The organism is Streptomyces sp. YS415 (assembly GCF_023544665.1).
In the GTDB taxonomy this organism is placed as follows: domain Bacteria; phylum Actinomycetota; class Actinomycetes; order Streptomycetales; family Streptomycetaceae; genus Streptomyces.
Window position 1 is genome coordinate 217,878 of sequence record NZ_JAMJFL010000008.1, and the last position, 20,608, is coordinate 238,485.

Sequence of the window (20,608 nt, forward strand, 5' to 3'; positions counted from 1 at the left end):
CATGACCTCGATGCAGCTCGGTCTCATCGGCCTCGGCAAGATGGGCGGCAACATGCGCGAGCGGATCCGCCGCGCCGGCCACACCGTCATCGGCTACGACCGCAACCCGGACCTCACCGACGTCGGCTCCCTCGCCGAACTGGTCGACAGTCTCGAAGGACCGCGCGTGGTCTGGGTGATGGTCCCGGCCGGGCCCGTCACCCAGGCCGTCGTGGACGAACTGGGGCAGCTCCTGTCCCCCGGCGACATCGTGGTGGACGGCGGCAACTCCCGCTGGACGGACGACGAGAAGCACGCCCGTGAACTCGGCGAGAAGGGCATCGGCTTCGTCGACGCCGGTGTCTCCGGCGGTGTCTGGGGCCTGGAGAACGGCTACGCCCTGATGGTCGGCGGCGACGCCGAGCACGTGGCGAAGGTCCAGCCGGTCTTCGACGCGCTGAAGCCGGACGGACCGTACGGCTACGTCCACGCGGGCAAGGTCGGTGCCGGGCACTTCGCGAAGATGGTCCACAACGGCATCGAGTACGCGATGATGCAGGCCTACGCCGAGGGCTGGGAGCTGCTGGAGAGCGTCGACTCCGTCACCGATGTGCGGGAGGTCTTCCGCTCCTGGCAGGAGGGCACCGTCATCCGCTCCTGGCTGCTGGACCTCGCGGTCAACGCCCTCGACGAGGACGAGCACCTGGAGAAGCTGCGCGGCTACGCACAGGACTCCGGCGAGGGCCGCTGGACCGTCGAGGCGGCCATCGACAACGCCGTGCCGCTGCCCGCGATCACCGCGTCCCTGTTCGCCCGGTTCGCCTCCCGCCAGGAGGACTCCCCGCAGATGAAGATGATCGCGGCGCTGCGCAACCAGTTCGGCGGCCACGCCGTCGAGTCCGCGAAGTAGGCCCGGCCGTGGGGGATCTGCTGCTGGTCCGGCACGGCGAGACGGAGTGGAGCGTGTCGGGACAGCACACCAGCTGGACCGACCTGCCCCTCACCGAGCACGGCGAGGAACAGGCCAAGTCGCTCGCTCCGCTCCTGTCGTCGCGGACCTTCTCGCTCGCGCTGACCAGCCCCCTGGGCCGGGCCCGGCGCACCGCCGAACTCGGGGGCGTCCTGGGGGCATTGCCCTGCGACGACCTGCACGAGTGGGACTACGGCGGCTACGAGGGCGTGACGACGGCCGACATCCACCGCACGCGTCCGGACTGGTACCTGTGGACGGACGGCGTCCCGCCCGGCCCTCCCGGACACCCCGGCGAGTCCCCGGCGGAGGTGGGGCGGCGGGCCGACCGGGTGCTGGCCCGCGTGGCCGAGGCGCTCCCGGACGGGGACGTGGTGCTCGTCGCCCACGCCCACTTCCTGCGCGTGCTGACGGCACGGCGACTGGGTCTCCCGCCCGCGGAGGGACGGCTGTTCCAGTTGGCCACCGGCACGATGAGCCGGCTGTCCACGGAGCACGGGCGGCCGGTCATCGCGGAATGGAACGTACGGGCATAGGGGTTTGACACCGCCCAGGAGGCCCGCCAGAGTCGCGGCTGATGGAGATCAACGATCTGACACCGGCCGAACAGCGCGTCTGGCGGGCCTTCGCCACGGGCACGGAAGTCGACTTCCGCACGGACGGCGACGAGCGGGGCCCCGAACGCACGGTCCGGGCGCGGGTGTTGCGGGCGCTGCTGCTCAACGGGCCGCGCGAGCCCGGCGAGATCGCCGCGGTCAAGGTCGCGGGCGCGCACGTCACGGGCGTACTGGACCTGCGGTACGCGACCGTCGACAGCGTCGTCCGGCTGAGCCACTGCCACTTCGACAGCGCCCCCGATCTGTCCGGCGCCCAACTGGGCTATCTCAACCTCAGCGAATCCGTGCTGCCCGGTCTGTCGGGGGCCCGCGTCCGGGTGGACGGCAGCCTGCGGCTCACCGGCTGCCGGTTCGGCGGCCCGGTCCACCTGGGCGGCGCGCAGATCGCCGGAGCACTGTTCCTTGAGCGCGCGGAACTCACGGCCGCCGACCCTGAGCGGCCCGTCCTGCGGCTCAACCAGATCACCGTCGAGGACGAGCTGTGCGCGCCGGGACTGCGCACCGAGGGCGCGATCCGGCTCAGCGGCGCCCGGGTCGCCGGTTCGGTCAACCTGGAGGACGCCCGGCTGAGCCACCCCGGCGGCACCGCGCTGGACGCCGAGTCGCTGGACGTCGGCGCCAACGTGCTCGGGCGGCGGCTGCGCGCCGAGGGGCGGATCGATCTGCGCGGCGCCCGCATACCCGGGCGCCTCGATCTGCTGCGGACGACCCTGTCCAACCCGGGCAACACCGCACTGCGCGCCAGCAGCGTCGTCATCGGCGAACTCTGGCTGCGCGAGGGCCCGCAGATCGTGGGACGGCTCAATCTGCGCCGCGCCCAGATCGAACAGCTCGACCTGGAGCCGGAGATGCTGCCGGACGAGGTACGGATCCTGGACCTCACCTACACCTTCCTCACCCCGCACGAGCCCGTGCGGCGGCGGCTGCCGATGCTGGCCCGCGACGGCAGCACCTACGACCCGCACGGCTACGAGCAGTTGACCGCCGCCTACCGGCGCAGCGGCGACGACCACGCCGCCCGGCTCGTCCAGCTCGCCAAGCAGCGCCGCCACCGCACGACCCTGCCCTGGTACGGCCGGCTGTGGGGCCACGTCCAGGACATGGCCGTCGGCTACGGCTTCCGCCCGCTGCGCGCCTTCGGCTGGCTGCTGTCCCTGCTCGCCGTCGGCTCGGTCGCCTTCGCCCTGCACCGGCCGCCCGCCCTCAAACCGGCCGAGGCGCCCGACTTCAACCCGGTGTTCTTCGCCCTGGACCTGCTGGTCCCGGTCATCTCCTTCGGCCAGGAGGCGGCCTACGCGCCGCAGGGCTGGTCCCAGTGGCTGTCCTACGTCCTGGTCCTGGCGGGCTGGGTCCTCGCCACGACGATCCTGGCCGGCGTCACCCGCACCGTCAGCCGCCAGTGACCGCCCGGACGGCGTGCTGCGCGGCCAGCCGCACCGGCGCGTTCTGGGCGCCGTAGCCCCGGTAGCCGGGATCCCGCTGCACGAGTTCGAAGAAGACGCGGCCCACGGTCTGCGTGTAGCAGTGCCGGAAGACGCCGCCGGCGTCGCGGTCGTAGAGGATGCCCAGGTCGCGGCAGGTCTCCAGCTCGCCCTCGGCGAGGTCGAAACGGGCCGCCAGGTCGTCGTGGTAGTTCGCGGGGACCGGCAGCAGCCGCCCGCCCGCCGCGCGGAAGCGGCGCGCCGCCGCGACGACGTCGTCCGTGGCCAGCGCGATGTGCTGGGCGTGCACCGTGTCGTCGCCCGGCGCCGCGCCCACGGTCAGCGCGATCCGCACACTGCCGTCGGTGGTGGTGACGGCGCGGCTGCGCAGCAGTCCGTAGGGGTCGGCGACGTCCACGCTGGGCTGGGCGTGCAGGCCGAGGACGGCGCGGTGGAAGAGGACCGCCTCGTCGAAGTGGTGCCAGGGCTGGGTGAGCGCGAGGTGGTCGACGCCGGTCACGGCGGTGGCCGCGGGGGTGTGCGGCACGTCCTCGAAGTCGCCCCGCCAGCCGGACCGCGGGCCGCAGAAGAACAGCTCGGTGCCGTCGGGGGCCGCCACCGCGTCCAGGACCGCGTCCTCGGGGGCGCGGCGGCGGGGCAGGACCGGGGCGAGCAGGGCCTCGGCGCGGCGGGCGGCGCCCGCGGGATCGGGGGACCGCAGGCCGACGGCGGCGAGGCGGACGCTCTCCCGGCGGGCGGCGCCGCCGGTGTTGACCAGGATCCGCGCCTCGCCCTGCTGCCAGAGGTCGACCGGCTTGCTGCGGTGACGTGCGCTGCGGGCGAAGCCCAGGGCGGCCAGGACGGCGGAGACCGGTTCGGCGTCGGGGGTGTGGAGTTCGGCGAAGGCGATCCCGGAGGGGACGACGGGTGCGGGTGGGGCGGCCACGCCCACCGACTCCTGGAGGAGGAGCAGGGAGCGCCGGCCGTCCACGGCGGTGGGGCCCGCCTCGGCCTGCCGGAAGACGTCGTTGAAGACCTCCAGCGAGAGCGGTCCGTCGTACCCGGTGCGCAGCACGTGCCGGACGAGCCCGGTGACGTCGAAGCCGCCCTGGCCGGGGAAGCAGCGGTGGTGGCGGCTCCACTGCAGGACGTCCATGCCGAGCAACGGGGCGTCGGCCAGTTGCAGGAAGAAGATCTTCTCGCCGGGGATGTCCTCGATGCCCTTCGGGTCGGAGCCCCGGGAGAGGATGTGGAAGCTGTCCAGGCAGGTCCCCAGCGCCGGGTGCCCGGCCTGCTCGACGATGTGCCAGGCGTGGTCGTAGGTACTGACGTGACGGCCCCAGGCCAGCGCCTCGTAGGCGACCCGGATGCCGAACCCTTCGGCCAGGTCGGCCAGGCGGCTCAGCTGCGCCGCGGCGAGCGCGTCGTCGTCGACCGCGTCCGGGGCGACGCTGGAGCAGACCAACACCGTGTCGGCGCCGAGCCGGCGCATCAGCTCGAACTTGTGCCGGGCCCGGCGCAGATTGCGGGCGAAGACGTCCTCGGGCACGGCCTCGATGTCCCGCATCGGCTGGTACAGGTCGATGGTCAGACCCAGGTCCGCGCAGCGGGCGCGGATCTCCTCGGGGGTCAGGGCGCTGGCCAGCAGATCGTTCTCGAAGATCTCGACGCCGTCGAAGCCGGCCCGGGCCGCGGCCGTGAGCTTCTCGGTGAGGGATCCGCTCAGGGAGACGGTGGCGATGGACGTACGCACGTCGGTACCTCTCTTCACGCGGGACTCGGGGGCCTGTCGGGGGGCCGGCCTACTGGGGGGCGGTCACGGCGTCGGTCAGCTCGGCGAACTCGGCGAGCATGCGGCCGCTGTCGGGCTCCCGCCCGGTGAACAGGCGGAACGCGTCCACGGCCTGGAAGACGGCCATGCCGCCGCCGTCGAGGGTGGCGCAGCCCAGCGCCCGGGCGGCGCGCAGCAGTTCGGTCTCCAGCGGGCGGTAGACCACTTCGGCGACCCACAGCCCGGGGTGCAGCAGGTCGGCGGGGAAGGGCAGCCCGGGGTGGGCGGCCATGCCGGTGGGCGTGGCGTGCACGATGCCGTCGGCCGCGCCGAGGAGCCCGGCGAGCCGGTCGGGCGTCGCGCTGCCGGCGCGGCCCTCGCCGAAGTGCCGGTTCAGGGCGCCGGCGAGATCGGCCGCCCGCTCGGGCAGCGCGTCCACGACGGTCACGCGCTCGGCGCCGAGGGTGAGGGTGGCATGCGCCACGGCCGCTCCCGCGCCGCCCGCGCCGAGCTGGACGACCCGCTCCAGCGGGGCGTCGGGCAGTCCGCGCGCGAAGGACGCGGCGAAGCCGGTGACGTCGGTGTTGTGGCCGACGGCCCGGCCGCCCTCGAAGACCACCGTGTTGACCGCGCCGAGCGCCTGGGCCTGCGGGGACAGCGCGTCGAGGTGCTCGATGACGAGCTGCTTGCACGGGTGGGTGATGTTGAGCCCGTCGTAGCCGAGTTCGCGGGCGGCCCGTACCAGGTCGCCGACCCGCTCGGGCGGTGCGCCGAGGACGTCGAGGTCGATCAGCCGGTACAGATACCGCAGGCCCTGCCGGTCGGCCTCGCGCTCGTGGAGGGCGGGGCTGAGGGAGGGCCCGATACCGGAACCGATCAGTCCGACGAGATACGAGTCCTTGGGCACCGCGGACCTCCAGGCAACTAATGTACGAACTAGTACGTTAGTCATAGCACTCCTCCCCCGGTCGGAGGAAGTGGTCCGGGCCGAGCTCTTACAATCGCGACACCTGTCCCTCGCCCGAAGGAACCCGATGACCAGCGTCGACGAAGAGGCACGGCGCGGCGGACGCATCCGTGACGCCGCCCGCACCCAGGCCGAGATCCTCGACGTGGCGACCCAGGAGTTCGCGCGCGCCGGCTACGACGGCGCCCGCGTCGACGAGATCGCCGCCCGCACGCGGACCACGAAGCGGATGATCTACTACTACTTCGGCGGCAAGGACCAGCTGTTCACAGCCGTGCTGGAGCGGGCGTACGGCGTGATCCGGGAGGCCGAGCAGCAGCTCGACGTCGAGCATCTGGACCCGGTGGCGGCGATCCGGCGGCTGGCGGAGGTGACCTTCGACCACCACGAGGCGCATCCCGACTTCATCCGCCTGGTCAGCATCGAGAACATCCACGGCGCCGAGCACATCGCCGGCTCCGAGAAGCTGGGCCGGATCGGCTCACCGGCACTGGACGTGATCCGCCGCATCCTCGCGGCGGGCCAGGAGTCCGGCCTGTTCACGGCCGACGTCGACGCCGTGGACCTGCACGCGATGATCAGCTCCTTCTGCTTCTTCCGGGTCGCCAACCGGCACACCTTCGGCGCCCTGTTCGGCCGCGACCTGGTGGACCCGGCCCAGCGCGAGCACTACCGGACCATGCTCGGCGACATGGTGATCGCGTACCTCACGGCGGAGCGCGCCGCGGGCTGAGCGCGGACCGGGCGCGGCGCAAGCACCTACGGCACGACCCCTTGACAGGCGGGACACGCGGGCGCAACATCCCTTCCCACCGGGACTAACTATCCAGTGGGTTAATTAGCCGTAGATCCGGCCCCTCTCTCCCCGCCGCTCACTCCCCTTACGTTGGAGTTTCCTCAAAGGAGCCGCCGTGTCCGTCCCCACCCCCGCCGCCCCGCCCGGGCAGCCGAAGAAAGCCGCGACCGCCGCATGGATAGGCAGCGCGCTGGAGTACTACGACTTCTTCATCTACGGCAGCGCGGCCGCACTGATCTTCCCCGAGGTCTTCTTCGACGAGTCCGACCCGGCCACCGCGACCCTGCTGTCGCTGGCCACCTTCGGTGTCGCGTACGCCGCCCGCCCGGTCGGCGCGCTCTTCCTCGGCCACTACGGCGACCGCCTCGGCCGTAAGAAGATCATGGTCTTCACACTGATCCTCATGGGGGTGTCGACCTTCCTGATCGGCTGTCTGCCCACCCGGGACCAGGTCGGCACGCTCGCCCCGGTGCTGCTGGTGCTGTGCCGGGTCCTCCAGGGCATCTCCGCGGCCGGCGAGCAGGCCAGCGCGAACTCGATGACGCTGGAACACGCGCCACCCAACCGGCGCGGCTTCTTCACCAGCTTCACCCTCAGCGGCACCCAGGGCGGCCAGCTGCTCGCCACCCTCGTCTTCATCCCGATCGCCGCGCTCCCCGAGGAGCACCTGCTGTCGTGGGGCTGGCGGGTGCCGTTCTGGATGAGCATCGCGGTCGCCGTGGTCGGCTATGTCATCCGCCGCAAGCTGGACGAGACACCGGCCTTCGCCCAGCAGGCGGCGACGGACGGCGTGGTCAAGCTGCCGCTGCTGGTGCTGATGCGCGAGCACTGGGCGGATGTGCTGCGGGTGGTGGCCGGCGCGCTGGTCGCCTCGGTGAGCACGATCTTCACGGTGTGGGCGCTGGCGTACGCGACGAGCGACTCGGTCGGCATGAGCCGCTCCTCGATGCTGTGGGTGGGCGCGCTGGCGAACCTCGTCGCGCTCGCCGCGATCCCCCTGTGGGCCACGCTCTCGGACCGCATCGGCCGCCGCCCGGTGTTCCTGACCGGCGCGGCCGGCAGCGCGGTGATGATGTTCCTCTACCTGTGGACGATCTCGACGGGCAACTACCCGCTGACCCTGCTCCTCGGCATCGTGACCTTCGGTGTCGTCTACAGCGCCGCGAACGGTGTCTGGCCGTCCTTCTACGGCGAGATGTTCACGACCCGGGTCCGGCTGTCCGGCATGGCCATCGGCACCCAGATCGGCTTCGCGGTCGCCGGTTTCGCGGTGACCTTCGCCGCGCAGATCGCGGGCCCGGACGGCGACGACTGGTCGGCGGTCGGCCTGTTCACGGCGGCCCTGTGCCTCCCGCCGGTCATCGCCGCACTCACGGCGCGCGAGACCCACAAGGTCCCGACGGAGCGGCTCGGCGAGCGGGCACCCGAGAAGGCGGCCGAACGGGAGACCGTGACCGCCTGAGCCGACGTCCCCCGAACCCCGGCCGCCCTCGCGGCTCCGGGGTTCGGGGGTCATGCGTTGGACCAGCCGCGCTCGCAGAGGACGAGCCGGTAGCCGTCCGGGTCCTCGACCGTGACACCCCACCGGTTCCAGTACGGATTCGGCGAGGGGACCCGCTTGCCGCCGCACTCCTCCAGCCGCGCGACGAGATCCTCGGGGACCGGTCCGTCGAGGTAGATCACCAGCAGGTCCTCCTCGGTGGGTCTGGGCTCGACGGGCCGGGCGGGCTCGTGGACGAGTTCGAGGTGCCAGTCGGCGTCGGGCCGACCGAGCATCAGCAGATCGTGCTCGCCGGGTCCGGACCCGGCCTCCGCCCGCCAGACGACGCCCAGCCCCAGCCCGTCGGCCCAGAAGCGCTCGGCGGCGGCCAAGTCACGGGAAGGGCGGGCGATACGGATGTGACTGCGGCCGTCGACGGGCATGGGTCCTCTTCTCCTGGCTGCCTGATCCCTCCGGCAGCCTAGGCAGCCCGCTCCCGGCAGGACCATCGGCCGTCCGCCCTGCACCCAGCGGCCCAGGTCCCTCCCGGGAAGCGCCCGGCGGCCCTTGAACCTGACACCGGTGTCAGGCCCGACCCTCCCACCATGACCACCGCCCAGGAACTCCGCCCGCCCGCCGCCCTTCCCCTTCCGGCCCTGCTCGCCCTGGCCACCGCCGTCTTCGTCACCAGCCTCACCGAGACCCTCCCGGCGGGGCTGCTGCCCGCGATGAGCGCGGATCTCGCGGTGAGCGAGTCCGCGGCGGGCCAGGCCGTGACCGTCTACGCCATCGGTACCGCCCTGACCGCGATCCCCCTGTCCGCGGCCACCGCGCACTGGCGGCGCAAGCGGCTGCTCCTGGCGGCGATGGCGGGGTTCGCCCTGGCCAACACCGTCACGGCCGTCTCGGCGAACTACCCGCTGACCATGGCGGCCCGTTTCGTCGCGGGCGTGGCGGCGGGCCTGGCCTGGGCGCTGCTGGCCGGATACGCCCGGCGGCTGGTGCCGCCGGCCGTGCAGGGCAGGGCGGTCGCCGTCGTCATGGCGGGCGTTCCGCTCGCGCTCTCGGCCGGGGTGCCCGCGGGCACGTACCTCGGCAACGCGTTCGGCTGGCGTACGGCGTTCGCGCTGATGACCGCCGTCACCGTCGCACTGCTCGGCTGGATCGCCCTGCTGGTCCCGGACCGGCCCGGTCAGGACCGCGGCGCCCGAGTCCCCGTGCGCGCGGCGCTCGCCCTCCCCGGTGTCGTCCCCGTCCTCTTCGTCACCTCGGTGTTCGTGCTCGCGCACACCGTCCTGTACGCCTACATCGCCACCTTCCTGGACCGGTACGGCATGGGCGGATCGACCGACCTGGTGCTGCTGGTGTTCGGCGGCACCTCGCTGCTGGGCATCTGGATCGTCGGCGCCCGCATCGACCGGCGGCTGCGCGCGCTGACCCTGGCGAGCGTCGTCCTGGTCGGGGCGGCCGCCGCCGTGCTGGCGGGGTTCGCGGACCAGCCGCTCCTGGTGTACGCCGCCGCGGCGCTGTGGGGTCTGGGCTGGGGCGGAGCTCCCACGCTGCTCCAGACCGCCGTGGCCGACGCGGGCGGCGCACAGGCGGACGCGGCGCAGGCGATGCTGGTCACCCTGTGGAACGCGGCGATGGCCGGGGGCGGGGTGGTCGGCGGGGTGCTGCTCGGTCTGTTCGGGGCGGCCGCGTTCCCGTGGAGCGTGCTGGCGCTGCTGGTGCCCGTGCTCGCGGTGGTGTGGAGCGCGCGCGAGCACGGGTTCCGCGGGTAGCCGGGCTCAGCCGCGCTTCGGGATTCCGTAGACCCGGTCCACCCTCAGCCGCAGCACGAGCCGGCGGTCCCGGACCATCGCGGCGCGGAAGTCGTCCCAGTCGGGGTGTTCGCCCTGCACGTCCCGGTACAGCCGGACGAGTTCCTCGACCGTCTCGTCGTACGGGTCCTCGGCGACGGGGGTGAGGTCGGCGGTGCCCTCGGCGACGGTGTACGCCCAGCGGTCGGGGCTGGTCACGTGGTACGACGCCCGTGGATCCCGGCGCAGATTACGGGTCTTGGCGCGGTCGTCCGTGAGCGAGACCCGGATGACCCGCTCGTCCGGGTCGTAGGCGTGGACGACGTTCGACAGCTGGGGGCGGCCGTCGCGCTTGAGGGTCACCAGCACACCGCCGTCCCCCTCGGAGAGCAAGGGCAGCAAGGCCTCTTCGGTCCGGTCAGAAGTCATGACCGGGTAACCGGGCGGGCAGCGCCGGACATTCCCGCACCCGGAGTAGACAGTGTCTACGGATGGCTGATACAACCCGGCACATGAAGGAATCCGAGGCAGGGCTGCGGGACCGACTGGTCGACGTCGGCGTGGAGTTGGTCGCCGAAGAGGGAGTTCAGGCGCTCACCCTGCGGGAGATCGCCCGCCGGGCGGGCGTTTCGCACGGCGCCCCACGCCGTCACTTCCCCACCCATCTGGAGCTGCTGTCGGCCATCGCGCGCCGCGGCTTCGCCGACCTGGCGGACCGGGCGGCGGGGGCCGTCGACGAGCACCCCGGCGGTCCGCGGGACCGGTTGGCCGCGCTGGCGGACGCCTATCTCCGGTTCGCGGTGGACAACCCCGGCATGTACGAGCTGATGTTCCGCCACGACCTGTTGAACAGCGGCTACTTGGGGCTGCGCGATCACAGTCTTCCGTTGTTCGGACGGCTGGTGGAACTGGTCGGCCGGGTCCGGCCCGATGTCGACGCCCGGATCGTCGGCGGCGCCCTGTGGGCGAACCTGCACGGCGTGGGCCAGCTGTGGGGCTGGGGGAGTCTGCAACTCGCCGTCGGCACCGATGACTTCGGCCGCATGGTGGACTCGGTGCTGGAGGTCTACCTCGGTCCGGCCGGAGAGTGAACCCGCGTCTCACCCTCGCCGCGAGCGTGGCCGGCGCAGTGATCGTCGCCCTGGACGGCACCGTCCTCACCCTCGCGCAGCCCGCTCTCCAGCACGACCTGGGCGCGTCCCACGCGCAGGTCCAGTGGACCAGCACCGGCTATCTCGTGGTCGTGGCGAGCCTGTTGGTGCTCGGCGGACGGCTCGGCGACCGGTTCGGGCACCGACGGCTGTTCGCCGTGGGCATGCTCGGATTCGGTGCCGCGTCCGCGGGCATCGCTCTCGCGCCCGGCATCGGCTGGGTGATCGGTCTCAGGATCGTGCAGGGCGTCTTCGGCGCGCTGCTGCAACCGGCCACGCTCGGCATGCTGCGCGCCGCCTACCCGCCGGACCGGCTGCGGACGCCGATCGCCGTACGCACCGCGGCGATCGGCGTGGCGGCCGCCGCCGGTCCGCTCGTGGGCGGGGCGCTGGTGGCCGGGCCCGGCTGGCGGGCGGTGTTCCTGCTGAACGTGCTGCCGACCCTGGTGTTCGGAGCACTCGCCCTCGCCGCACGCCTCCCGCAGCCCACCGCTCCGGTCCCCCTCGACCTGCCCGGCGCCCTCCTCCTCGCCGTGACGCTGGCCGGTCTGGTGCACGCCATGGTCGCGCTGCCGCACCAGACGCCCGCCCTCCTGGCGGCGGCGATCACCGGAGCCCTCTTCGTGCGCCACGAGCGTCGTACCCCGAGCCCGCTGCTGCCACCGGACGTCGTCGGCACCCGAGCCGTCGGTGCCGCGCTCGCCGTCCTGGTGGCCGCCTCGGCCGCCCTGTCCGGCACCCTGTTCGTCGGCACCTACCTCCTCCAGGACACCCTCGGCCTCGACCCGATGCAGAGCGCGCTGCGCTGTCTGCCGCTCGCGGTGCTGATGGTGGCCGCCGCCCCTTGTTGCGCGGTGCTGCTGCGCCGGGCCGGAGCCCGCCGTACCACCGTGGCCGCGCTCGCCGTACTCGCCTCGGGGATCCTGCTGGTGGCCCGTGCCCCGGACACGCTGGGCCTGTGCGCTGGTTTCGCCCTGCTCGGGGCCGGGTTCGGCACGGTGATGGTGGCCGCCACGCATGTCGTCGTACGGGCGGCGCCCCTCCGGTCCGCCGGGGTGGCGGGAGGGCTGCAGCAGACCGCGATGAACGTCGGGCCGGTACTGGGAGTGGCCCTGGCCGCCGTACTCATGGAAGACGACGCGCACCGGGCGCTGACCGTCCTCGCCGCGGTCGCGGCGGCCGGGATCGTGGCGGGCTGTGCGCTGCCAGGACGTTTGACCTCGGCCGATGGCGAGCACAGCGATCCACAGGACCGCACACCTGTTCCTGCGCGACGATGAGATCGCGGGCCGCTGCGGCTGGGTATGCCGGAGCACTCGACGCCCGCATTCGTGAGGAGAACGATGGCACTGCTGCGACAAGAGGTCGAACCGGCCGAGGCCGGTCTGGATCCGAAGGCACTGGACCGCCTCGACCAGCACTTCGCCCATTACGTCGACGAAGGGCGGCTGCCCGGCTTCCTGGTCGCCGTCTCCCGTGGTGGACGCGTCGCCCACCTGACCACGCACGGCCACCGGGACCTGGCCGCGGGACGGCCCGTCGCGCCGGACACCCTGTGGCGGATCTACTCCATGACCAAACCGGTCACCGCGGTGGCGGCGCTGCTGCTGGTGGAGGAGGGGAAGCTGGCGCTCGACGACCCGGTGGGCCGCCATCTGCCGGCCTTCGCCGAGCCGCGGGTGTACGTCGAGGGCTCCGGTACCGACGTCCGCACCCGCCCGGCCGCCGGTCCGCTGCTGATCCGCCATCTGATGACCCACACCGCGGGCCTGACCTTCGCCTTCTACCACTGCCACCCCGTGGACGCCCTGTACCGCGAGGCCAATCTGGAGTCGGCGGTGCTGCCCGGCTCGGACCTGGCCCGGACGGTCGACGTGTACGCGAGCCTGCCGCTCCAGTTCGACCCGGGCACGCAGTGGAACTACTCGGTCGCCAGCAATGTCCTCGGCCGGGTCATCGAGGTGGTCTCCGGCCGGCCGCTGGACGAGTTCCTCGCCGAGCGCGTCTTCGGCCCGCTCGGCATGACCGACGCCGGCTTCCGGGTGACCGACGCGCAGGCGGACCGGCTCGCCGAGTTGTACGGCGAGACCGACGACGGCGGGATCACGCCGATCCCCGGGCTTCCGCTGCGCAACGGCCGCCCCCGGTTCCTGTCCGGCAGCGGCGGCCTGGCCGCCTCCGCCCATGACATCCACCGCTTCATGGAGCTGCTGCGCCGCCGCGGCGAACTCGACGGCACCCGCCTGCTCGCCCCCGAGACGGTCGACCTGATGACCTCCAACCACCTCCCCGACGGCGCCGACCTGCGCTCCTTCGGCAGCCGTCCCGCCCACGACGAACCCAGCAACGACGGCGTCGGCTTCGGCCTCGGCGTCTCCGTCGTCATCGACCCGTCCCGCACCCGGGCCCCGGCCGGGCTCGGCACCTACGGCTGGAGCGGCGTGGCGACCACGACCTTCTGGATCGACCCGACACGCGACCTCACCGTGCAGTTCATGACCCAGGTACGGCCGAAGACGTCCCACACGATGTTCACGGACCTCAAGCGGCTCGTGCACGAGGCCGTCACCGACTGACCCGCAGAGTGAACTCCACCCCCTCCAGGGCCAGTTCGCGAAGCCACTCGTCCGACAGTGCCGCCGTCTCGGCGGCACGGCTCAGGCCCGGCGGCAGGGAGCCGTCCAGGATGCGGCGGACGCCGAGCGCGAGGGGCCGGGAGACACAGCGGGCCATCGCGCTCTCCTCCTCGTCACCGACCAGGTCGAGCAGGTAACCGCCGCTCCAGGTCGCTCCGTTCGCGCCGCGCACGTCGAGGGAGACGGCGAGGACGACCCGGTCGCGGTCGGCGTCCGTGGTGGGGTGGCGGTCCGCCAGCTCCTGGGCGAGGGCGGCGATGCGCTCGTCGTCGCCGCGCCCGAGCTCCTCGAAGACGGGCTCCCAGGCGCGCAGCCAGCCCTCCAGCCGCAGGGTGCCGCGGACGAAGGTGCGCGGCTTCCACTCCGCGGGCAGCGCGTACTGGGCGACGAAGGGGACGCTGTCGCGGTTGGGGTAGACCTCGAACACCTCCCCCTCCACCAGGTGCCGCCGGGTCGCCTCCCAGGGCCGGTCGACGGTGGTCTCAGCGCCGTCCTCCAGGTAACGGGCGGGCGAGCGCAGGGCGTTCAGGACGCCCGCGGGCGCCCAGCTGAAGCGGTACTTGAAGTCGTTCGGCTCGGCGGGAACTCCGCCGCAGTACGAGGTCAGGCTGTACGAGGCGGCCGTACCGGCGCCGATCGCCTCCCGGGCGCGGGAGACCAGGCAGTGGGCGAAGAGATGGTCGATGCCCGGGTCGAGGCCCGCCTCGGTGAGGACGACCAGACCGGCCCCGGTGGCCGCGGGCACCCGCTCCAGCACGGCGTCCGACACATAGCTGGAGCACGCGAAGTGGGCCCGGCGGGCCACGCAGGCGGCCAGCAGGCCGGCGTGCTCGGGCGCGGGCAGCATCGACACGACGACATCGCCCGGCGCGAGGTCGGCCGCCAGCGCGGCGGGCGTGTACGCGCGCGGCTCGGCGCGTCCGGTCAGGCCGCGCCGGGCCAGGGCCTCGGCGGCGCGGTCCTCGGTGCGGTGCCACAGCCGTACCCGCTCGGCCGTCTCGCACAGCCGGGCCAGACCGCTGCCGGTGGACAGGCCGGCGCCGACCCAGTGGACGGTGCCGCTCGCGGGAACCGGGTCAGACATGGCGGACCTCCCCTTCCCCGGCTCCGGCTTCCCGGCAGGCCCGGTGGAACCGGTCCAGACTGCGCACCCACGCCCCGCCGGTCCCGAACTCCAACAGCTGGGGCAGCAGCGCTGCCGAGAAGTCGGTGCTGGCCTCCCTCGGCAGCAGGGACGGCAGATTGTCGATGGCGATCAGATCCAGGGGCGGTCGCTCGCGCAGCCGGCGCGCCGGGGCCGTCCAGTCGGTGGTGCGGTCGTAGACCGGCAGGACGTTCAGGGGCGAGCCGACGTCACAGGTGACATCGCAGAGGGTGCGCAGCCGGCGGGCGGGGTCGTCGAGGTCGGCGTCCCGCAGGAAGGGCGGGACGGGGCTGGTGGCGAGGACGGCGTTGACCATGACGTCGTGGGCGAGCAGGGCGGGCCGGTCCAGTGCGCGGGTCTCGGCGAGGTCCCAGCGGGTCGGCTCGATCCCGGCCGCCCGGAAGGCCTCGCAGGCACCCCGCCCGCTGCGGCCCAGGGCGCCGACGACCAGCGCGGTGAACTCCTCGCCTCCCCGCAGGAGGGCGTCCAGCTCCTCCTTGGCGGTCGGCACCAGCGGCGCGGCGAGCCGCCCTCGGTGCTGGAGCACGGCCAGGGCGGCGCCGAGGTATCCGGCCCAGAACCCGAAGGCGGCGAGCCGCCGCCCGTCGTCGTCCACCAGGTACTCGATGTCGTACAGCGCCCCGCCCCCGGCGGTGAACCGGCCGAGGAGCGCGGCGGCGCCGGGCTGCCGCTTGTAAGCGTGCCCGAAGAATACATGTCGGTGCGTCAACAGCTGTGGCGCGTCCGGGAGTTCCTTCAGTCCTACGACGACGGCGTCGCCCGGCGCCGATTCCCAGGAGCCCGCCGGTGCGATGCGGCAGCCGGCGCGCTCGTACTCCTCGGCCGGGAAGATCCGCTGCGGGGACTCCTCGACGGTCACCGTGATGCCGCTCTCGACGAGCCGTCGCGCGTCGGCCGGCACGATCGGGGTGCGCCGCTCGGTGGAGCGGACCTCGTGTCGCAGCCACAGATGGAGTTCGGTCATACGCGGTTGGCCTCCGGGCGCAGGGCGTCGGCCGCGAACCGGTCGGCGCTCAAGGGGCTGACGTCCACGAAGGGTACGCGGCCGAGGTACAGGTCGCGCAGGACCTCGCCCACGGCGGGTCCCTGGAGGAAGCCGTGGCCGGAGAAGCCCGTCGCGTAGAGGAAACGGGAGACGGAAGTCGCCTCGCCGATCAGGGCGTTGTGGTCGGGGGTCTGCTCGTACAGGCCCGCCCAGCCGCCGGTGCGGCGCAGGTCGAGCAGGCCGGGGGCGCGGCGCTCCATGGCGGCGCAGAGCCGGGGGATCCAGCGGTCGTGGGTGCCGGTGTCGAAGCCGGGCCGCTCGTCGGGGTCGGACATGCCGACGAGGAGGCCGGGGCCCTCGGCGTGGAAGTAGAAGCTCGTGGTGAAGTCGATGGTCATGGGCAGGCCGGGCGGCAGGGCCGGGAGCGGTTCGGTGACCGCGATCTGGCGGCGCAGCGGCTCCACCGGCAGGTCGACCCCGGCCATCGCGCCGACGGCGCGGGACCAGGCGCCGGCCGCGCAGATCACGGTGCCGGTGGCGATCCGGCCCCGGCTGGTCCGCACGCCGGTGACGGTGTTGCCGCGCAGGTCGATGCCGGTGACCTCGGTGTGCCGCAGGACGGTCGCGCCGTGCCGGCGGGCGGTGGCCGCGTAGCCCTGGACGACGGACTCGGGGGTGCAGTGCCCGTCGTCGGGCGAGTAGGCGGCGGCCAGCAGTCCGTCCGTGACGATCAGCGGGGAGAGCCGGCGGGCCTCGGCCGGGTCGATCATGCGGCTGGGCACGCCGAGGGAGTTCTGCAGCCGTACGCCCGCCTCGAAGGAGGCGACCTCCTCGGGCGTGGACAGCAGGAAGAGGTAGCCGACCTTGTGCAGCCCGATGTCCTGCCCCGTGTCGGTCTCGAACCGGTCGAAGGCCTCCAGGCTGCGGGCGCCGAGCCGGATGTTGAGCTCGTCGGAGAACTGCGCCCGCACACCACCGGCCGCCTTGGAGGTGGAGCCCGCGGCGAGTTCGTCCCGCTCGACGAGCACGACGTCCCGCACCCCGGCCCGGGCCAGGGCACAGGCGATGCTCGTCCCCATCACCCCACCACCGACAACCACCACGTCCGCCTTCACCGGCCCGCCTCCTTCGTAGGGGCGGCGTCTTGGACGTTGTGCGGATCCGGGATGTCCCCGGGCACACCACGGCCGACACGGGCGCCGCCGACCACCGCGCCCGGCCTCACCGCCCCTCCCCCCGCGCCGCGTCCACCACGGCCCAGGCCGCGGCGGCGTCCTGGATGCCGAGGCCGACGCTGTTGTAGTAGACGATGTCTGCGGGGGCGGCGCGGCCGGTGCGGGTGCCGGTGAGAACCCCGCCCAGGGGGATCAGGTCCTGCGCGGTGAGCGCTCCCGCGGCCAGCGCGTCCATGACGGGTCCGGCGTGGTGGGCGGCGGTCTCCGGGTCGTCGACGACCACGGCCGCCGACCGCCGTACGGCCTCCGCGTCGACCTCGCGACGGGTCGGTTCGAAGGAGCCGACGCTCACCACGGTGCAGCCCGGGGCCAGCCACTCCCCGCGCACCACCGGAGTGGCGCTCAACGTGCACGCGGCGACGAGGCCGGCCCCGGTGACGGCCTCCTCGGCGGTGCCGACCGGCTCGACCGCGATGCCCAGCTCGGCCGTCAGGGTCTCGGCGGCCCGGGCCCGGTTGCGCGCGGTCGGGCTCCACAGCCGTACGGACTTCAGCTCCCGCACCCGGGCGAGGGCCCGGACGTGGGCGAGGGCCTGGGTGCCGGAGCCGAGGACGGCGAGACCCGTGCTGCCGGGAGTGGCCAGCGCGTCGACGGCGACGGCGCTGCCCGCCGCCGTGCGCAGGGTGGTGAGGGCGGTGCCGTCCATGACCGCGACCGGGCGGCCGGTCACCGGGTCGAGTGCGGTGACGAGGGCGTGCACGGCGGGCAGCCCGGCGGCCGCGTTGCCGGGATTCACACTGCCGATCTTCGCGACCGCCCCGGTGTCCGCGGACAGCCGGGAGAGGTACGCGAACACGACACTGTCGTCGAAGCGGCTCGGGTGCATGATCTTGCCGGGCAGATCGGCGCCGGTGGAGCCGAGGGCGACGAAGGCGGCGCGCTGCGAGGCGATGGCGGCGTCCCAGGAGAGCAGCCGCGTCACCCGGTCGCCGGAGAGGAAGAGGAGGTCGTCGGTCATGCCCTCTTCCTGTCCGGGCGGCCCTCGCGGGAATCAGGACCAGTGCGCCACGGCGTCCAGATGGGGCAGGTGGTGGTCCAGCCGTTCCCGCTTGGTGCGCAGGTAGGTGATGTTGTTCTCGCACGGCGGGATGAGCAGCGGGACCTGCTCGGCGACCGTGATGCCGTGCTCCAGCAACGCCTCCCGCTTGCGGGGGTTGTTGGACAGCAGGCGGACGCTGCGCACCCCGAGGTCGTCCAGGATGCGGGCGGCGACGCCGTAGTCGCGGGCGTCGACGGGCAGCCCCAGGGCGAGGTTGGCCTCCACGGTGTCCAGGCCCTCCGCCTGGAGCGCCATCGCCCGCAGCTTGGCGAGCAGTCCGATGCCCCGGCCCTCGTGCCCTCTCAAGTAGACGACCACGCCCCGGCCTTCGGCGGCGACCGCGCGCAGTGCGGAGGCCAGCTGGTCACCGCACTCGCAGTGCTGGGAGCCGAACGCGTCCCCGGTCAGGCACTCCGAATGCAGCCGGGTGAGCACGTCCTCGGTGCCGATGTCGCCGTAGACCAGGGCCACTTGCTCGTCACCGCGATCGTGGTCCATGTAGCCGACCGCATTGAATTGTCCGTACACCGTGGGCAACGGCGCATTCACCACGCGTTCCACGCCGGTGCGCTGCTGTGACTTCTTTCCGAGTACACCGACTTTTTCTGTCATGATCTGGTTCATGATCTGGTTCCTAAGCAGAGACGAAAGGGCGTGAAAAGATGAGTGGTTCGGAAATACGGTCGGCACACGGTCTGGTCCCGGCGGACACCACGGAGGACGTACGGGCGCGCGGGGCGGGCGTCTCACGGCAGGTGGCCGTTCTTCCCGTCGGCAGCTTCGAACAGCACGGCCCTTTCCTGCCGTTGGCCACGGACACGCTCGTCGCCTGCGCGGTGGCACGGGAGATCGCCGCCGCGTACCCGGTGCACCTCCTCCCTCCGGTGACGATCTCCTGCTCGCACGAGCACGCGGCGTGGCCGGGGACCGTCAGCATCTCCTCGGTGACCCTTCATGCGGTGATACGGGACATAGCGGAATCGCTGCGCCGCTCGGGCGTGGAAGCCCTGGTGGTGGTCAACGGACACGGCGGGAACTACGTGCTGGGCAACCTCGTCCAGGAATCCTCCGCGCGCGGTGAGCGCATCGCGCTGTTCCCGGCCACTGAGGACTGGGAAACGGCGCGGGAACGGGCCCGGGTCGACACCTCGCTGCTGACCGACATGCACGCGGGGGAAATTGAGACCTCCATCCTTCTGCACACGCATCCGGAAATGCTGCGGCCCGGATACGAGACCTCCGATTTCGTCGCGGACGACCGGCGTCATCTGCTCTCCCTCGGTATGTCCGCCTATACCGATTCGGGTGTCATCGGCCGTCCGTCGCTGGGTTCGGCGGAAAAGGGCAAGGAACTGCTGGCGAGCCTTTCGGATTCCTTCGCGGCGTGTTTGTCCGTGCTGGGCGCAGAGTAGGGCGCCCAGCGGCGCGCGACCAGCACCAGCGCACCGGGCAGGCTCGCGGCCAGACACAGCACGCCGTACACCACGGCGACCGCGAGTCCGCTGCCCGCGCCGAGCCCGGCGGCGCCGAACGCCCAGGCGGTGACGCCCTCCCGGGGGCCCCAGCCGCCGACGTTCAGCGGCAGGCTCATCGCCAGCAGGGCGAGCACGGCCAGCGGCATGAGGACGGCGACGGAGGCGGTGGCGCCGGCGACGCGGGCCGCGAGGACGAACGTGGCGAGGTGTCCGGCCAGGACGACGGCCGATGAGGCGGCGATGCCGGGCCAGTTGCGGGTCGACAGCAGCCCTTCGAGGGAGTCGCGCAGGACGCGTCGGCGCCGGGAGGGCGGCCGGCTCAGGCGCAGGGCGAGGAGCACCGCCAGCGTGCCGAGGGCGGCGAGCGCGAGCAGCGGCGCGAGGTGGCGGGCCTCGTCCCGCACGGGGGACGGCATGGTCAGCAGGACGACGGCTCCGACGAGAACCAACGCGAGCTGGCCCGCGGCCCGTTCGAGCACGACCGAGCGCACGCCGCGGCCGAGGTCCCCGGTGCTGCGCCCGTGCCGGACCGCGCGGTGCACATCGCCCAGGACGCCGCCGGGGAGGGCCGCGTTCAGGAACAGGGCGCGGTAGTAGTCGGCGACGGCCGCGCCGAGCGGCAGCCGGATCCGCAGCCCCCGCGCCACCAACTGCCAGCGCCAGGCGCTGAACACGGTGGTCACGGCCCCGATCCCGACGGCCGCGAGCACGGCCGGCGCGTCGATGCGGCGCAGCCCGTCGAGGAAGGCTCCGGTGCCCAGGCGCCACAGGAGGACGGCGAGGATGGCGAGGCCCGCCGCCGTGCCGAGGTGGGCGCGGAGGTTGCTCCTGCGCGGCCGGGAGCGGGAGGCCTCGGCGGGCGAGGCGGTGGCGGCCACCGGGACCGACAGGGACGTGGGCCGTGTCGCCGTGCGCACCTGCACGGCGAGCGCCCCCACCGCCTCCGCGCTCACGACGTCGCCCCGTCCGTGGTGCGGGGCTGCACGGGGAGGTCACTGTCGCCATCCCCGTCCGAGGTGCGGGGCAGCGCCTGAAGGTCGCTGTCGCTGACCTCGTCCGGGGTGCGGTCCAGCGCCGGCAGCTCGCTGTCACGGACCCCGTCCGTCGTATGAGGCAGCGCCA

19 protein-coding genes and 1 pseudogene are annotated in these 20,608 nt (G+C 73.1%); 10 read left to right on the forward strand and 10 right to left on the reverse strand.

The genetic code is table 11. The features are described from left to right. Positions 1-10: 10 nt before the first annotated feature. From gnd to M8H82_RS13070, 3 genes are read left to right on the forward strand one after another with little or no spacing between them, the layout of a single operon-like run. Positions 11-889 (forward strand): phosphogluconate dehydrogenase (NAD(+)-dependent, decarboxylating), encoded by an 879-nt coding sequence (gnd, locus tag M8H82_RS13060; RefSeq protein ID WP_250073419.1) that lies wholly within the window; start codon positions 11-13, stop codon positions 887-889. A gap of 8 nt (positions 890-897) precedes the next feature. Further along, entirely contained in the window at positions 898-1,485 is a 588-nt protein-coding gene (locus M8H82_RS13065) for a histidine phosphatase family protein (protein WP_250073341.1), read from the forward strand. Positions 1,486-1,526: 41 nt separating this feature from the next. Beyond that, positions 1,527-2,969, forward strand: coding sequence for a membrane-associated oxidoreductase (locus M8H82_RS13070; protein ID WP_250073343.1), 1,443 nt, complete (start codon positions 1,527-1,529; stop codon positions 2,967-2,969). On the opposite strand, the gene M8H82_RS13075 is transcribed toward M8H82_RS13070, so the two are convergent. Both M8H82_RS13075 and M8H82_RS13080 read right to left on the reverse strand, forming a co-directional pair. Then, on the reverse strand, positions 2,956-4,740 hold the full coding sequence (locus M8H82_RS13075; RefSeq protein ID WP_250073344.1) for a sugar phosphate isomerase/epimerase and 4-hydroxyphenylpyruvate domain-containing protein: 1,785 nt from the start codon (positions 4,738-4,740) through the stop codon (positions 2,956-2,958). The two genes, M8H82_RS13070 and M8H82_RS13075, sit on opposite strands and share 14 nt — an antisense overlap. A 49-nt stretch (positions 4,741-4,789) precedes the next feature. Beyond that, positions 4,790-5,665 carry a shikimate dehydrogenase gene (locus M8H82_RS13080; protein WP_250073346.1) on the reverse strand — a complete coding sequence of 292 codons (876 nt, stop codon included), beginning with the start codon at positions 5,663-5,665 and terminating at the stop codon, positions 4,790-4,792. Between the two features lie 127 nt (positions 5,666-5,792). On the opposite strand from M8H82_RS13080, the gene M8H82_RS13085 reads away from it, so the two are divergent. Continuing rightward, positions 5,793-6,458, forward strand: coding sequence for a TetR/AcrR family transcriptional regulator (locus M8H82_RS13085; RefSeq protein ID WP_250073348.1), 666 nt, complete (start codon positions 5,793-5,795; stop codon positions 6,456-6,458). A 178-nt stretch (positions 6,459-6,636) separates the two neighbouring features. Next, a complete protein-coding gene (locus M8H82_RS13090) occupies positions 6,637-7,983 on the forward strand; it encodes an MFS transporter (protein ID WP_250073349.1) in 1,347 nt (448 codons plus the stop codon). Positions 7,984-8,033: 50 nt separating this feature from the next. On the opposite strand, the gene M8H82_RS13095 is transcribed toward M8H82_RS13090, so the two are convergent. After that, positions 8,034-8,444 (reverse strand): VOC family protein, encoded by a 411-nt coding sequence (locus M8H82_RS13095; RefSeq protein WP_250073350.1) that lies wholly within the window; start codon positions 8,442-8,444, stop codon positions 8,034-8,036. A gap of 162 nt (positions 8,445-8,606) precedes the next feature. Between M8H82_RS13095 and M8H82_RS13100 the strand changes: the two genes are divergently transcribed. Continuing rightward, positions 8,607-9,782, forward strand: a complete 1,176-nt coding sequence (locus M8H82_RS13100) for an MFS transporter (RefSeq protein ID WP_250073351.1) — start codon at positions 8,607-8,609, stop codon at positions 9,780-9,782. A 6-nt stretch (positions 9,783-9,788) separates the two neighbouring features. Here the strand turns inward: M8H82_RS13100 and M8H82_RS13105 are convergent, their stop codons facing one another. Next, positions 9,789-10,229, reverse strand: coding sequence for a TIGR03618 family F420-dependent PPOX class oxidoreductase (locus M8H82_RS13105; protein WP_250073352.1), 441 nt, complete (start codon positions 10,227-10,229; stop codon positions 9,789-9,791). 83 nt (positions 10,230-10,312) lie between these two features. On the opposite strand from M8H82_RS13105, the gene M8H82_RS13110 reads away from it, so the two are divergent. The 3 genes from M8H82_RS13110 to M8H82_RS13120 all read left to right on the forward strand — a co-directional run bounded on the left by M8H82_RS13110 (position 10,313) and on the right by M8H82_RS13120 (position 13,527). After that, positions 10,313-10,891: a TetR/AcrR family transcriptional regulator gene (locus M8H82_RS13110; RefSeq protein WP_250073353.1), complete on the forward strand. Its 579-nt coding sequence runs from the start codon at positions 10,313-10,315 to the stop codon at positions 10,889-10,891. Beyond that, complete coding sequence (locus M8H82_RS13115) at positions 10,888-12,231, forward strand: MFS transporter (RefSeq protein ID WP_250073354.1); 1,344 nt, start codon at positions 10,888-10,890, stop codon at positions 12,229-12,231. The genes M8H82_RS13110 and M8H82_RS13115 overlap by 4 nt, the downstream gene beginning before the upstream one ends. Positions 12,232-12,294: 63 nt before the next feature. Beyond that, on the forward strand, positions 12,295-13,527 hold the full coding sequence (locus M8H82_RS13120) for a serine hydrolase (protein WP_250073355.1): 1,233 nt from the start codon (positions 12,295-12,297) through the stop codon (positions 13,525-13,527). Here the strand turns inward: M8H82_RS13120 and M8H82_RS13125 are convergent. The 5 genes from M8H82_RS13125 to ribA form a co-directional block, all read right to left on the reverse strand. Beyond that, a complete protein-coding gene (locus M8H82_RS13125) occupies positions 13,517-14,671 on the reverse strand; it encodes a saccharopine dehydrogenase family protein (RefSeq protein ID WP_250073357.1) in 1,155 nt (384 codons plus the stop codon). The two genes, M8H82_RS13120 and M8H82_RS13125, sit on opposite strands and share 11 nt — an antisense overlap. Then, positions 14,664-15,716 (reverse strand): saccharopine dehydrogenase, encoded by a 1,053-nt coding sequence (locus tag M8H82_RS13130; RefSeq protein ID WP_250073358.1) that lies wholly within the window; start codon positions 15,714-15,716, stop codon positions 14,664-14,666. The genes M8H82_RS13125 and M8H82_RS13130 overlap by 8 nt, the downstream gene beginning before the upstream one ends. After that, positions 15,713-16,852 (reverse strand): FAD-binding oxidoreductase, encoded by a 1,140-nt coding sequence (locus M8H82_RS13135; RefSeq protein WP_308293252.1) that lies wholly within the window; start codon positions 16,850-16,852, stop codon positions 15,713-15,715. The genes M8H82_RS13130 and M8H82_RS13135 overlap by 4 nt, the downstream gene beginning before the upstream one ends. Positions 16,853-16,958: 106 nt before the next feature. Next, the gene (locus M8H82_RS13140) at positions 16,959-17,930 is read right to left on the reverse strand and encodes an ornithine cyclodeaminase family protein (RefSeq protein WP_250073360.1); all 972 of its coding nucleotides are present in this window, start codon (positions 17,928-17,930) and stop codon (positions 16,959-16,961) included. A gap of 33 nt (positions 17,931-17,963) precedes the next feature. Further along, a complete protein-coding gene (ribA, locus tag M8H82_RS13145) occupies positions 17,964-18,623 on the reverse strand; it encodes a GTP cyclohydrolase II (RefSeq protein WP_250073420.1) in 660 nt (219 codons plus the stop codon). 50 nt (positions 18,624-18,673) lie between these two features. Here ribA and M8H82_RS13150 point away from each other — a divergent pair, with 50 nt between their 5' ends. Then, on the forward strand, positions 18,674-19,423 hold the full coding sequence (locus M8H82_RS13150; protein ID WP_308293253.1) for a creatininase family protein: 750 nt from the start codon (positions 18,674-18,676) through the stop codon (positions 19,421-19,423). A 62-nt stretch (positions 19,424-19,485) separates the two neighbouring features. On the opposite strand, the pseudogene M8H82_RS13155 reads toward M8H82_RS13150, so the two are convergent. Next, positions 19,486-20,439: pseudogene (locus M8H82_RS13155) on the reverse strand (lysylphosphatidylglycerol synthase transmembrane domain-containing protein); the annotation flags it as partial. Between the last annotated feature and the right edge of the window lie 169 nt (positions 20,440-20,608).

What these genes read in the sequence shown, in the direction of transcription:
- M8H82_RS13095 (WP_250073350.1), bottom strand. Translation starts at nt 8,444, where the DNA reads ATGCCCGTCGACGGCCGCAGTCACATCCGTATCGCCCGCCCTTCCCGT.
- M8H82_RS13150 (WP_308293253.1), top strand. Translation starts at nt 18,674, where the DNA reads ATGAGTGGTTCGGAAATACGGTCGGCACACGGTCTGGTCCCGGCGGAC.
- M8H82_RS13110 (WP_250073353.1), top strand. Translation starts at nt 10,313, where the DNA reads ATGAAGGAATCCGAGGCAGGGCTGCGGGACCGACTGGTCGACGTCGGC.
- ribA (WP_250073420.1), bottom strand. Translation starts at nt 18,623, where the DNA reads ATGACAGAAAAAGTCGGTGTACTCGGAAAGAAGTCACAGCAGCGCACC.
- M8H82_RS13105 (WP_250073352.1), bottom strand. Translation starts at nt 10,229, where the DNA reads ATGACTTCTGACCGGACCGAAGAGGCCTTGCTGCCCTTGCTCTCCGAG.
- M8H82_RS13070 (WP_250073343.1), top strand. Translation starts at nt 1,527, where the DNA reads ATGGAGATCAACGATCTGACACCGGCCGAACAGCGCGTCTGGCGGGCC.
- M8H82_RS13100 (WP_250073351.1), top strand. Translation starts at nt 8,607, where the DNA reads ATGACCACCGCCCAGGAACTCCGCCCGCCCGCCGCCCTTCCCCTTCCG.
- M8H82_RS13130 (WP_250073358.1), bottom strand. Translation starts at nt 15,716, where the DNA reads ATGACCGAACTCCATCTGTGGCTGCGACACGAGGTCCGCTCCACCGAG.
- M8H82_RS13085 (WP_250073348.1), top strand. Translation starts at nt 5,793, where the DNA reads ATGACCAGCGTCGACGAAGAGGCACGGCGCGGCGGACGCATCCGTGAC.
- M8H82_RS13120 (WP_250073355.1), top strand. Translation starts at nt 12,295, where the DNA reads ATGGCACTGCTGCGACAAGAGGTCGAACCGGCCGAGGCCGGTCTGGAT.
- gnd (WP_250073419.1), top strand. Translation starts at nt 11, where the DNA reads ATGCAGCTCGGTCTCATCGGCCTCGGCAAGATGGGCGGCAACATGCGC.
- M8H82_RS13140 (WP_250073360.1), bottom strand. Translation starts at nt 17,930, where the DNA reads ATGACCGACGACCTCCTCTTCCTCTCCGGCGACCGGGTGACGCGGCTG.
- M8H82_RS13125 (WP_250073357.1), bottom strand. Translation starts at nt 14,671, where the DNA reads ATGTCTGACCCGGTTCCCGCGAGCGGCACCGTCCACTGGGTCGGCGCC.